Origin of the sequence: Pseudomonas sp. MWU13-2100 (assembly GCF_023242365.1) — a bacterium.
Taxonomy (GTDB): domain Bacteria; phylum Pseudomonadota; class Gammaproteobacteria; order Pseudomonadales; family Pseudomonadaceae; genus Aquipseudomonas.
Window position 1 is genome coordinate 13,306 of record NZ_JALLIX010000045.1, and the last position, 11,892, is coordinate 25,197.

General features: G+C 62.8%; 14 protein-coding genes. 9 read left to right on the plus strand and 5 right to left on the minus strand.

The features are described from left to right. Window positions 1–45 precede the first annotated feature (45 nt). Both M5B99_RS24505 and M5B99_RS24510 read left to right on the plus strand, forming a co-directional pair. Window positions 46–744 (plus strand): AzlC family ABC transporter permease, encoded by a 699-nt coding sequence (locus tag M5B99_RS24505; protein WP_248806480.1) that lies wholly within the window; start codon window positions 46–48, stop codon window positions 742–744. Then, a complete protein-coding gene (locus M5B99_RS24510) occupies window positions 744–1,058 on the plus strand; it encodes an AzlD domain-containing protein (RefSeq protein ID WP_248798369.1) in 315 nt (104 codons plus the stop codon). Before M5B99_RS24505 ends, M5B99_RS24510 begins: the two co-directional genes overlap by 1 nt. A gap of 25 nt (window positions 1,059–1,083) precedes the next feature. On the opposite strand, the gene M5B99_RS24515 is transcribed toward M5B99_RS24510, so the two are convergent. From M5B99_RS24515 to M5B99_RS24525, 3 genes are all read right to left on the minus strand, one after another. Beyond that, the gene (locus M5B99_RS24515) at window positions 1,084–1,566 is read right to left on the minus strand and encodes a nuclear transport factor 2 family protein (protein WP_248806481.1); all 483 of its coding nucleotides are present in this window, start codon (window positions 1,564–1,566) and stop codon (window positions 1,084–1,086) included. 331 nt (window positions 1,567–1,897) lie between these two features. Then, window positions 1,898–2,053, minus strand: coding sequence for a hypothetical protein (locus tag M5B99_RS24520; protein ID WP_248806482.1), 156 nt, complete (start codon window positions 2,051–2,053; stop codon window positions 1,898–1,900). A gap of 91 nt (window positions 2,054–2,144) precedes the next feature. Continuing rightward, window positions 2,145–3,233, minus strand: coding sequence for a GlxA family transcriptional regulator (locus M5B99_RS24525; protein WP_248798324.1), 1,089 nt, complete (start codon window positions 3,231–3,233; stop codon window positions 2,145–2,147). A gap of 99 nt (window positions 3,234–3,332) precedes the next feature. Between M5B99_RS24525 and M5B99_RS24530 the strand changes: the two genes are divergently transcribed. The 7 genes from M5B99_RS24530 (at window position 3,333) to M5B99_RS24560 (ending at window position 9,430) form a co-directional block, all read left to right on the plus strand. Then, the gene (locus M5B99_RS24530) at window positions 3,333–4,202 is read left to right on the plus strand and encodes an ABC transporter substrate-binding protein (RefSeq protein ID WP_248806483.1); all 870 of its coding nucleotides are present in this window, start codon (window positions 3,333–3,335) and stop codon (window positions 4,200–4,202) included. A 67-nt stretch (window positions 4,203–4,269) separates the two neighbouring features. Next, window positions 4,270–5,058 carry an amino acid ABC transporter ATP-binding protein gene (locus tag M5B99_RS24535; RefSeq protein ID WP_152742277.1) on the plus strand — a complete coding sequence of 263 codons (789 nt, stop codon included), beginning with the start codon at window positions 4,270–4,272 and terminating at the stop codon, window positions 5,056–5,058. Next, on the plus strand, window positions 5,059–5,715 hold the full coding sequence (locus tag M5B99_RS24540) for an amino acid ABC transporter permease (RefSeq protein ID WP_248806484.1): 657 nt from the start codon (window positions 5,059–5,061) through the stop codon (window positions 5,713–5,715). It abuts the gene before it with no gap. Further along, entirely contained in the window at window positions 5,712–6,395 is a 684-nt protein-coding gene (locus M5B99_RS24545; protein WP_248798320.1) for an amino acid ABC transporter permease, read from the plus strand. The genes M5B99_RS24540 and M5B99_RS24545 overlap by 4 nt, the downstream gene beginning before the upstream one ends. A gap of 4 nt (window positions 6,396–6,399) precedes the next feature. Further along, window positions 6,400–7,824: an amidase gene (locus M5B99_RS24550; protein WP_248806485.1), complete on the plus strand. Its 1,425-nt coding sequence runs from the start codon at window positions 6,400–6,402 to the stop codon at window positions 7,822–7,824. Next, window positions 7,824–9,053: a D-amino acid dehydrogenase gene (locus M5B99_RS24555; protein WP_248806486.1), complete on the plus strand. Its 1,230-nt coding sequence runs from the start codon at window positions 7,824–7,826 to the stop codon at window positions 9,051–9,053. The genes M5B99_RS24550 and M5B99_RS24555 overlap by 1 nt, the downstream gene beginning before the upstream one ends. A gap of 23 nt (window positions 9,054–9,076) precedes the next feature. Continuing rightward, window positions 9,077–9,430: a RidA family protein gene (locus M5B99_RS24560; protein WP_248806487.1), complete on the plus strand. Its 354-nt coding sequence runs from the start codon at window positions 9,077–9,079 to the stop codon at window positions 9,428–9,430. Between the two features lie 46 nt (window positions 9,431–9,476). Here the strand turns inward: M5B99_RS24560 and M5B99_RS24565 are convergent, their stop codons facing one another. Together M5B99_RS24565 and M5B99_RS24570 are read right to left on the minus strand one after the other, a co-directional pair. Beyond that, window positions 9,477–10,778 carry an NAD(P)/FAD-dependent oxidoreductase gene (locus tag M5B99_RS24565; RefSeq protein ID WP_248806488.1) on the minus strand — a complete coding sequence of 434 codons (1,302 nt, stop codon included), beginning with the start codon at window positions 10,776–10,778 and terminating at the stop codon, window positions 9,477–9,479. After that, complete coding sequence (locus M5B99_RS24570) at window positions 10,775–11,863, minus strand: polyamine ABC transporter substrate-binding protein (protein WP_248806489.1); 1,089 nt, start codon at window positions 11,861–11,863, stop codon at window positions 10,775–10,777. Before M5B99_RS24570 ends, M5B99_RS24565 begins: the two co-directional genes overlap by 4 nt. Between the last annotated feature and the right edge of the window lie 29 nt (window positions 11,864–11,892).

Consider the following 11,892-nt stretch of genomic DNA (forward strand, 5'->3'; position numbering starts at 1 on the left):
GACGGGCTGGCAAAGTCAGCGTCTTTTTCTTTGTGCCTGAGTCTTATGTCCGATCATCTCTTACCTCGTACCGCCTTCCTGCGCGGTGCCGTGGCCATCCTGCCGTTGTCCCTGGCAACCGCGCCCTGGGGATTGCTGGCCGGCTCCATGGCCATCGAGGCCAACCTGACCCCGCTGCAGGGCCAGGGCTTGTCCAGCATCGTGTTTGCCGGGGCCGCGCAACTGGTGGCGATCGGCATGCTCAAGGGCGGCGCGGGGATCTTCTCGATCCTGCTCACCACCGCGCTGCTGACCTCGCAGCACCTGTTGTACGGCATGAGCATGCGTTCGGTGATTTCCCCGTTGTCCGGGCGTTGGCGGGTCGGCCTGGGCTTCCTGCTGACCGACGAACTGTTCGCCTTGACCAGCCAGCACGACAAGCAACAGTTCAACCGCTGGTATGCGCTGGGGGTCGGGCTGACGTTCTATATCGCCTGGAACCTGTTCACCCTGGCGGGGATCGTGCTGGGCCGCAGCATTCCCGGCCTTGAGCACCTGGGGCTGGATTTTTCCATCGCGGCGACCTTTATCGCCTTGATCACCCCGGTGGTGCGCAATGTGCCGACCGTGGTCTGCGTGGCGGTGTCGTTGTTCTGTTCGGTGCTGTTCAGCTACTGGCAGTTGGGTTCGGCGCTGGTGCTGTCGGGGCTGGCGGGAATGACGGCGGGATTTCTCTGCAACAAGCTGTATCGGGGGCGCGAATGATGGTCTGGGCGGTGATTTTCGGGATGGGCCTGTTGGTGTTCCTCAACCGTTATGTGTTTCTCGAACCGCGCTTGCCGGTGCGCCTGAGCAGCAATGCCCGGCAGTTCCTCGGCTTTGCCGTGCCGGGCATGCTCACGGCGATCTGCGGGCCGATCGTGTTCATGCCCGATCACCAGTTGAACCTGCAATACGACAATCCGTACCTGCTCAGTTCGCTGGTGGCCATCGGCCTGGTGCTCTACACCCGCAACACCTTGCTCAGCATGTTGCTGAGCATGGCGTTCTTTTTCCTGCTGCGCTGGTGGTTGGGGTGATCTTCGGCTGAGCTGCTGGTGCGGCTTATTTGAAGTGGGTATCGGCCACCGGCATGATCGTCGCGACACGCCAGCCGTCGGCGTTGCGCAGCAGGGTCTGGCTGATCAGGAGGGTGTTTTTCTGCGGCGTTTCACCGGCGTGGCTGCGGGTGAAAGTCACGGGCACCAGGATCTGCGCCACCGTGTCATTGAGCTGCGTAGTGCGGAATTTGCTCATGTCCGGGTCCAGTTGCCAGACGCCCTGATAGTAGTCTTTCAAGCGTTCGACCACCGCATCCGGTCCCCAACTGGCGCCGCCCCGGGCGTACCAGAGCATCTGCGGCGAATCCCAGAGCATCGAGCGGATCTGCTTGAGGTCGTGGGCGTTCTGCGCCTTGACGAAATCGCTGAAGAACCCGCGCACCTCGTCTTCGTTCGAGGCGGCGAAGGCGCTGCTGGTGGAGAGGGTGATCAGTGCACCCAGCAGCAGGGAACAGGTGGCGATGCGGGTGGTGGGAAACAGCTTCATGGTTGCTCCTGGCAGGCGTTCTGCGACTCAAAGGACAATGCGTGTTCATCTGTGAGCCAGCCTAATCGTCCGAGGACCATGAAAAGTGTCGTTTAACCCTCGTTTCGGGACGTCCAGGCGGGTGGGTCACTCAAAGGTGAACGCGGTTTTGTGGCGAGCGGGCTTGCCCGCGCTCGGCTGCGAAGCAGTCGTTAAATCGGATATCTCGCTCTTTCTGAAACACCGCGTTCGCCGGTTTTAGGGCCGCTTCGCGCCCCAACGCGGGCAAGCCCGCTCGCCACAAGTCCATGTTCATCTTCAGGTTTGAGGTAAGCCCAGCTTGCATTTCGACTCAAGAAATGGCTTCGCGCTGTTGCGCCGGCCCGGTCTTGACTCGGGCATTGCGCCGCATGGCCCGTGGCGGTTCGCCGAACGCCCGGACAAAGGCGCGGCGTATCCGCTCGCTGTCACCGAAACCGGGAAAGGTGATGAAACCGATACGCAGCATACTGACTCCGAAGCACCCTGGACCTGCGGGAAGAATAGATTACCTCAATCATGAAATATGCAGAGTGAATCCAGGCCGAGTTGTTTCCCCTTCACGGCCCCGCGTGCTTCAGCAACTCCTTGCGCAATTTGCCCGGTGACAGGCCGAACAGGCTCTGGAAATGCCGGATGAAATGCGGCGCGTCGGCAAAGCCGCATTCAAAGGCGATTTCGCCGATCTGCCGATCCGAGCTGACCAGCAGCCAGCGCCCGAAGCGCAGCCGCACCTGGCGGTAGAACTGCGCCGGGCTGGTATCGGTTTCCGCCATGAACAGCCGTTCCAACTGGCGTTTGCTGGTGCCGACCCAATGGGCGATGGCTTCGATTTCCAGCGGTTCGGCCATGTGTTTTTCCATCAGCATCACCGCCTCGTGCAGGCGCCGGTTGGACGAGCTGGCATAACCCAGGGCCTTGCGCCGTTCGAGAAAGCTGCCGGTGCCGCTCTTGGCCACGGTCATCTGGTGCACCACCTTGCCGGCGCGGTCCGGGCCGCAGTGCATGCCGATCAGATGCACTGCCAGCTCGATCACCGAGACGCCACCAGCACAGGTGATGCGGTCCTTGTCGATCAGAAAGTCGTTGTGGGTGATAAACCGCAGCGTCGGGAACAGGCGTTTCCAGTCATCGGCATGGTAGGCGTGCACGCAGGCGGTGTGGCCTTCCATCAGTCCGTGGCGAGCCAGGACGAAGCTGCCGGTGCACAGGCCGATCAAGGGCACGCCGGCCGCCGCGGCCTGGTGCAGGAACGCCGGGTAGCTTTTCGGCACATCGGCCAGCGAATCCAGCAGGCCGCCGATCACCACGATGTAGTCGAAGCGTTGCGGGTCGCCCATCTCGCTGTCGATGGGCACATCCAGCCCTCCGCTGGAGGCGACGCGTTGCCCTGGCGTGCCCAGCACTTTCCATTCGCAGCGGATCGGCCGGCTCTGGTCGCCGGTGTCGGCGGCATGGCGCAGCGCATCGGTCAGCCCGGACAACGACAGCAACGGAAAGCGCGGCCAGAGCACGATGCCCACCGACAGTTCGGCCGTTCCGCGGCGCTTGCGCGGGGCGGGCGCCGGTTGCTGGTCGAGGCGCGCCACCAGGCTCGGTTCGCCGGCCTCGTTCGCGGTTTCATGAAGATGTCGCAAATATTCAATCATTTGTGCAAAGCATCCAACTGATTCAGGTGCCCTCGGCCCTAGGATGAAGGCCTGCCCACCATCCTGTCGTTCAATAAGAAAACCAACGAGGTGCACACGATGAACAAGCCTGACATACAACGTTTTACCGGCTTTTGCGCCGGGTTGATACTGTCCCTGCTGGCCGCGGGCCCGGCGTTCGCGCTGGACACCGTGGAGCCGGGCAGCCTGACCATCGCCTTCAGCGGTGACATGCCGGGGACCGGTTATCAAGATAGCAAGATGGTCGGCTACGACGGTGAAATCCTTCAACAAATTTCCGAGAAGCTGGGGATGAAGGTCAAGCCGGCGCTGATGGAGTGGTCGGGGACCATTGCCTCGGTGCAGGCCCGCCGCGTCGACGTCATGGCCGGGACCATGGGCTGGACCGAGCAGCGCTCGAAAATCATGGCCCTGAGCGATCCGATCCACTATTTCAAGAACGGCATCACCCAGACCGACAAGACCGACTGGAAGACCCTCAAGGACCTGCAGGGCAAGAAGGTCGGGACCATCACCGGGTTCTCCTTCATTCCCGAGATGCGCAAGATCCCGGGGCTGCAAGTGACGCTCTACGACACCTCGGACGCCGCCGTGCGTGACCTGCTCGCCGGGCGTATCGATGCGGTGATCGGTGATCCGCCGGTCATGCAGTACGCCATTTCCCGTAACGCCCAGTGGCACCTGCACTTCAATGCCTTTACCGACAATGACCCCGATTTTCCCTTGCTGACCGGGCTGGGGCAGGTGGTGTTCGGTTTCAACAAGGACAATCCGCAGCTGCTGGCGGCGGTCAATGCACAGATCCAGGCGCTCTGGAAAACCTGCGAGATGCGCAAGATCGGCGCTCGCTACGGCCTGACCCAGGATGTCTGGTTCATGCCCCAGGGCAAGGATCTGCGCCTGAGCGTCGACCGTCCGGCGGATTGGAAACTGCCTGGCTGCCAATAATAAAGCGTGGTGCGCAGGGTCAGCTGGTCGACCCTGCGCCGGACCGAGAAAAAAGCGGGTGAGCAAGATGTCCAACCTGGTAGAACCTGCGCTGTTGCGCGTGTGTGACCTGTACAAGAGTTATGGCGACCTGGAGGTGCTCAAGGGCATCAGCCTGGAGCTCAAGGCCGGGGAAACCCTGTCGTTGATCGGCCCCAGTGGTTCCGGCAAGTCGACCTGTCTACGCTGCATCAATTACCTGGAGAAACCCAGCCGGGGTGAAATCTGGCTCGGCGATGAACTGATCGGGCAAGCCCGCGACGGTTCGCGCCTGCGTTTGCTCAGCGACCGGGAAATGGCCCCGCAACGGCTGGAGATCGCCATGGTCTTCCAGCTGTTCTACCTGTGGCCGCACTTGAACGTCCGCGACAACGTCGCGCTGGGTTCGATCAAGGCCCGTGGCATGCCGCGCAAGCAGGCTTACGAGCTGGCCGAAGCGATGCTGGAGAAGGTCCATTTGCGGCACAAGGCCGACGCTTACCCCGAGCAGTTGTCCGGCGGCCAGCAGCAGCGGGTAGCCATTGCCCGGGCCCTGGCGCAGCAACCCAAGGTCATCCTGTTCGATGAGCCGACTTCGGCCCTCGACCCCGAACTGGTGGGCGAAGTCCTGGCGGTGATCCGTGAGCTGGCCGAAGAGGGCCGGACCATGATCATGGTCACCCACGAAGTCCGCTTTGCCCGTGATGTGGCCGATCGGGTGATTTTCATGGACGGCGGCCATATCGTCGAGCAGGGGCCTTCCGCCCAGGTGATCGACACGCCCAGCCATGAGCGCACCCGCAGCTTCCTCGGGCGCATGGCCATGGAGCAGGCTTGAATGAGCAGCCTCCAGACCTTTTTCGGCTTGTTGCCCCTGCTGTTGAGCGGTGCCCTGACGGCACTCGAAATCGCCCTGTGCACCCTGGTGCTGGCCAGTATCGGCGGCCTGGCACTGGCGGTGTGGCTGACCTTCAGCCGCTCGCGGCTGGTGCAGGCGGGTATTGCCTGTTTTATCGAATGGATGCGCAATGTGCCGGCCCTGGCGCATTTGTTCCTGATCTACTTCGGCCTGTCGTACCTGGGGATCAATCTGCCCGCGTGGCTGGCGGCCATTGTCGGCCTGAGCCTGGTGGGCAGTGCCGTGCTCTGCGACATTTTTCGCGCCGGCCTGCAGTCGCTGCATGTCGGGCAATACGAGGCCGGCCTGGCGGTCGGGCTGACCCGTTCGCAGATCTTGGCCAGCATCCTCTTGCCCCAGTCGCTGCGCCGTTCGTTGCCGGCCTTCGCCAACTACGTCACGCAGTTGATCAAGGACACCTCCATCGCCTCGGCCATCGCCGTGCCGGAAATCATGTTCCTGGCGCGCAACCTGGTGACCTCGACCTTCCAGACCTCGTTGATCTACTTCGCGGTGATGTGTCTCTACGCCGCGATGATTCTGCCCATCGGCCTGGGTTTTATCCGCCTTGAACGGCATTGGGGGAGCGCACGATGATCAGCTTCTTTGCGCAATACCCCGAATATTGGAGCGACTGGACCGCGCGTCTGCTGCAAGGCGGTGTGGTCACCGCGAAGTTGTCCCTGGGCGGCTTTGCCCTGGCGGCGCTGCTCGGTAGCTTGCTGACCTGGGCCTTGCGCAGCCCGTTTGCCTGGCTGCGGCGCTCGGCGCTGTATTTTATTCAGGGCATGCGTGCATTGCCGCTGCTGGCCTTGCTGCTGGCGCTGTATTTCTCCCTGCCGAGCCTGGGCCTGACCTTGTCCGGCTTCGAGGCCGGGATCCTCGGGCTGGGCTTGCAGGGCAGTGCCTATATCGCCGAGATCCTGCGCGGCGGCCTGGATGCCTTGCACCGTGGGCAGCGTGAGTCGGCGATTGCCGTCGGCCTGACACCGTTCCAGGCGTTCACCGCGGTGATCCTGCCCCAGGCGATCCGCGGGATGCTGCCACCCTTGCTCAACGCCTATGTGTCGATCCTCAAGGACAGTTCGCTGTGCGCGCTGATCGCCACCGACGAGCTGATGCTGGCTGCCCGGGCGATCGCTTCGGAGAGCTTTCTGCCGATGCACATCTTCCTGTTGGTCGGCCTGTTCTATTTCGTGATCGCGTTCCCGCTTTCCCTGCTGTCGCGGGTGCTTGAGAAGCGCTTTTCCCGTGGCCGCAAAAGCCTGAGAGGTTGACTGGATGAATTCCCTGGACCACAGCACTTTCCACAGTATCGGCCAGTTGCAGCAGGCGCTGCGCAGTGGCCGCCTGACCAGCGAGTCCCTGGTGCGCGCCCAACTGGCTCGCATCGAGCGCTTCAACGGCCAGCTCAACGCCTATGTCGAGGCCTATACCCAACGTGCGCTGGGCGCGGCCATTGCGGCTGACCAGCAGCGGGCCGCCGGGGTCGACCTCGGGCCGTTGCATGGCATTCCGATAGCGATCAAGGACCTGTTTGAAATCGCCGGGCAGGCCATCACCGCTGGCTCGCTGGCGCAGCCTCCGCGCATCTCGCGCCTCACGGCAACCGCCGTGCAGCGTTTGGAGCGGGCCGGGGCGATTATCCTGGGCAAGACCCATACGGTGGAGTTCGCCTTCGGTGGCTGGGGCACCAATGCGGTGATGGGCACACCCTGGAATCCCTGGGACCGCGAAGTCCACCGGGCGCCGGGCGGTTCCAGCAGCGGCTCGGCGGTGGCGGTGGCCAGCGGCTTGGCCAGCGCCGCCCTGGGCACCGATACCGGTGGCTCGGTGCGGATTCCCGCCGGCATGTGCGGCCTGGTGGGCTTGAAGACCACCCGTGGGCTGATCAGCCGCCATGGCTTGATCGAACTCTGCCCGTCGCTGGACTCGGTGGGACCGCTCACCCATACCGTGGAGGACGCGGCCTGGATGCTCGATGCCTTGCTCGGCCCCGATCCGTTGGACCCGGTCTCGGCGCAGGCGCCGATGTTCAGTGCCGCGGCGGGACTCGATCAACCGGTGGCAGGGCTCAGAATCTGGATATTGCCCCAGGCCGAACGCGCCGCCATTGCGAGCGATATCCTGGCGGCCTACGATCAAGGGCTGGAGCAACTGGCCGCGTTGGGCATGCACCTGGTGGAGCAGCCACTGCCGCGCTCGCTGGAACTGTGCATGCGGGTGGCCGGCGGGCTGATGAGTGCCGAAGGTTATGCCAGCCTGGGGGCCCTGTTCGAACAGAGCGACCTGCGTTTCGATCCTCACGTCCAGCGCCGTGTATTGAGCGGCAAGGCCATCGATTCGGCGGCCTATATCGACTTGCATAACCAACGCCGCGCCGCGCGCAAGGCCATGCAGGAGGCGATGCTGAATGTCGATGCCTGCGTGTTCCCGACCAATGCCGTCGGCAGCGTGCCCCTGGATCAGGTCGATGAGTACGGCACGCCGCTGGCCTTGCTGGGGCGTTTCGCCAACTTGCTCAATCTGTGTTCGGTGGCGTTGCCGGTGGGTTTTGACGGTCAAGGCATGCCGGTGTCGATGCAGATTGTCGGCAAGGCGTTCGCCGAGCCGCTGATCCTGCGCATCGGTCATGCCTATCAGCAGCAGACCGATTGGCATCGGCTGACCCCGAGCGGCTGGGCCCTGGGCAAGGAGGCGGTGTAATGGAGATTTGCGTGGTGGGCGCCGGCATCGTCGGCTTGAGCAGTGCCTGGTTCCTGCACCGGGCCGGGCATCGTGTCACGGTGATCGACCAGGCGTCCGGTCCCGGCATGGGGGCCGTGGGCGGCAACGGCGCGCAGTTGAGCTACAGCTATGTGCAGCCGTTGGCCGATCCGTCGCTGTTGCCGGGGATTCCAAAACTGTTGCTCGACCGTAGTGGGCCGTTGCGCTTCACCCCGCAGTGGAGTCCGGAACAATGGCGCTGGTGCATGGCGTTTCTGGCGGCCTGCCGGACTTCGGTCTCGCGCCAGACCACGGTGGAGTTGTTGGCGCTGGCAACCGAGAGTCGCCAGGCCCTGGATGGGTTTATGCAGGAGCAGCATCTGGACTGCGATTTCACCCGCACCGGCAAGCTGGTGCTGTACCCGGACGCCGAAGGGCTGGACAAGGCGCAGCGTCAGGTGCGGTTCCAGGCCGGTCTCGGCTCGCGACAGCAGGTGGTCAGCGCCGGTGAGGCGGTGGCGATCGAGCCAGCGCTGGCTGGCTATCAGTCGGCGTTTCATGGTGCGATTCACACCGATAGCGAATGCGCGGTGGACGGTCTCAAGCTGTGTCGCGAAATGGCCCGGATCATGGCGGGCGAGGGCGTTCAATTGTTGTTCGACCGCAAGGTCGAAGGTTTCCAACGCCGTGGTGAGCAGATCACCGCGCTGAACCTGAGGCATGTCGATAAAGGGGCTGAAGTGCTGCACAGCGAGGCGGTGGTATTGGCAGCAGGCGCCTACAGCACGGGCTTGCTGGCGCAACTGGGTAGCCGTTTGCCAGTCTATCCACTCAAGGGCTACAGCATTACCTTACCGATTACCGAGCACACCCGGGCGCCAACGGTCAGCATTACCGATATGCGCCGCAAGACCGTGTTTGCCCGGATCGGTGATCGTCTGCGGGTCGCCGGAATGGTGGAGTTGTGCGGGATGGACGCATCGATTCCGGCGGCGCGGATCGAGCAACTGCAAGCCTCGACCGAGGCACTGTTCGGCGGCGGCTGGCACACCGGGGATTGTCAGCCATGGAGCGGTTGGCGGCCGGCGACGCCCACCGGCAGGCCTGTGCTTGAACACCTCGCAGACAGTAACCTGTACCTCAACACCGGGCATGGCGCACTGGGCATGACCCTGGCCTTTGGCAGCGCGCAGCGCCTGGTGCGGTTGGTCGAACACGCGGCCGGCTGACGTTTATCCAAGGAGAAAGACCGATGACGATTCAACGTTTCCAGAGCAATGGGCGGATGTCCGGTGTGGTCAGCCATGGCGATGTGCTTTACCTCGCCGGCCAGGTACCGGGCGATCTGCAAGGCGACATTGAGTCCCAGACCCGCCAGGTGCTGGAGAAGATCGACGGACTGCTGGCCCTGGCCGGCAGCGACAAGACTCGCTTGCTCAGCGCGCAGATCTGGCTCAAGCATATCGACCGCGACTTCGCGGCGATGAACGCAGTCTGGGATGCCTGGTTGCCGGAGGGCGGTGCTCCGGCACGGGCCACGGTAGAAGCCAACCTGGCGCGGCCTGAGGTATTGGTGGAAATCATGGTGATTGCGGCCAAGGCCTGATGCCCCCATAGACATCGTCGTTTCCAAACCTCTCTGGCAACGGTTTTCAGCCCAGCGCCTCACGCAACCGATGCCACAACATCCCCAGCGCCAGCAGCGGCGAGCGCAAGATCTTGCCCCCCGGAAAGGTCATATGCGGCACGGCACTGAAGATATCCATGCCCTGGCTCTGTCCGGCATGGATCGCCTCGGCCAACAACCGCGCGGTCCAGTGGGTCACGTTGACGCCATGACCCGAATAGCCCTGGGCATAGAACACATTCGGATGCTGTTGCAGGCGCCCGACCTGAGGGAAACGATTGGCGGTGATGCCGATCATGCCGCCCCATTGATAGTCGATGCGCGCATCCGCCAGTTGCGGGAACACCTTGAGCATCTTCGGTCGCATATAGGCACCGATATCCCCCGGATCACGCCCTGAGTAGTGGCAGGCACCGCCGAACAGCAGGCGCTTGTCGGCAGAGAGACGGTAGTAATCCAGCCCGACTTTCTGGTCACACAGCGACAGGTTTTGCGGAATCAGCTCGGCCGCCAGCTCGGCGGCCAATGGTTCGGTGGCGATGATATAGCTGCCAGCCGGCAGCACCTTGCCGCTCAAACGTGGTTCCAGGTCCTCCAGGTGTGCATTGCAGGCCAGTACCAGGCTATTGGCGCGCACACTGCCGCTGGCACAACGCACCTCCACCGTACTGCCATGGATCAGCTCCAGCACCGGGCTGTGCTCGAAGATCTGGACTCCCAGCGCCTGCGCCGCCCGGGCTTCACCGAGCACCAGGTTGAGCGGGTGCAAATGTCCAGAACCCCTGTCGATCAGGCCGCCGGCATACGCCGTGCTGGCCACCACCTGGGCCATGTCCTGGGGCGCGACAATCCGGGTTTCATGGGCATAACCCAGTTCCGCCAGATGCTCCTGCTCGGCGCGGAACGCGGCGAACTGTGCCGGAGTGTTGGCCAGTTCGCAGAAACCCCAGCGCAGATCGCAGTCGATGGCATGCTCGCGGATGCGATTGCCCACCACCTCGACCGACTCGATACCGGCACGCTCCAGATAACGCACGCCTTCCGTGCCGACATACTTGGCAAAACCGCTGACATCATGGCCGATGCCCCGAATCAACTGCCCGCCATTGCGCCCGCTGGCCCCCCAGCCGATCCGCCGGCCTTCCAGCAGCACCACCGACAGCCCACGCTGCGCCAGTTCGATGGCGGTGTTGACGCCGGTAAAACCGCCGCCGATCACGCACACATCGGCAGTCACCTGGGAGTCGAGCCGGGGATAATCCGGCTTCGAGCCGGCGGTCGCCGCGTAATAGGAGCGAGCATGTTCCATTGGGCTGGCTTGACTCATTTGTTGGACTTCACTTTGCTCCAGGAGCGGGTCATCAGGCGCATGATCTCGGGTGTCGGAGTGGTGGAGATGTAGAGCTTATCGAGGACTTCCTGGGACGGATAGACCTCGGGGTTGTTCACCAGTGCTTCGTCCATGTACTGCTTGGCCGCCGGATTGGGGTTGGCGTAGCCGACGGTGGCGCTGACCTTGGCAATCACTTGCGGGTCCAGCAGGTAGTTGATGAAGGCATGGGCTTCTTTCACATTGGTCGCATCCGCGGGAATGGCCAGCAGGTCGAACCACAGGTTGCTGCCTTCCTTGGGAATCGAGTAGGCGATGTTCACCCCGTTCTTGGCTTCCTTGGCCCGGTTGGCGGCCTGGAACACATCGCCCGAGTAACCGAAGGCGATGCAGATGTCGCCGTTGGCCAGGTCCGAGATGTACTTGGATGAGTGGAAATAGGTGATATAGGGACGCAGGGTCAGCAGCTTGGCTTCAGCCTTCTTGTAGTCCTCGGGTTTCGAACTGCGTGGGTCCATGCCCATGTAGTTGAGCATCGCCGGGAATACTTCGTCGGCCGAGTCCATGAACGACACGCCGCACTGGGTAAGCTTCTTCAGGTTCTCCGGTTCGAACAGCACCGCCCAGGAATCGATATGGTCGATGCCCAGCACCTGCTTGATCTTGTCGACGTTATAGCCGATACCGTTGGTGCCCCACAGGTAGGGCGCCGAGTGTTCATTGCCCGGGTCGTTTTTCTCCAGCAGCTTGAGCAGCTTGGGATCGAGGTTCTTCCAGTTCGGCAACTGCGCGCGATCCAGTTTCAGGAAGGCCCCGGCTTTCACCTGGCGGCCGAGAAAATGGTTGGAAGGCACCACCACGTCGTAGCCGGTGCGGCCGGCGAGCAACTTGCCTTCCAGGGTTTCGTTGGAGTCGAAGACGTCGTAGATCACCTTGATACCGGTCTTGCCCTGGAAGTCGGCGAGGGTGGTATCACCGATATAGTCGGTCCAGTTGTAGACGCTGACGGTCGGCTCGGCTTGTGCGGTGGCGCTGAACAGCAAGGCCAGTGCTAGCGGAACGACGGATTTCAATAGACGCATTCGACACCTCTTGTTGGGGTTGTTTTTCG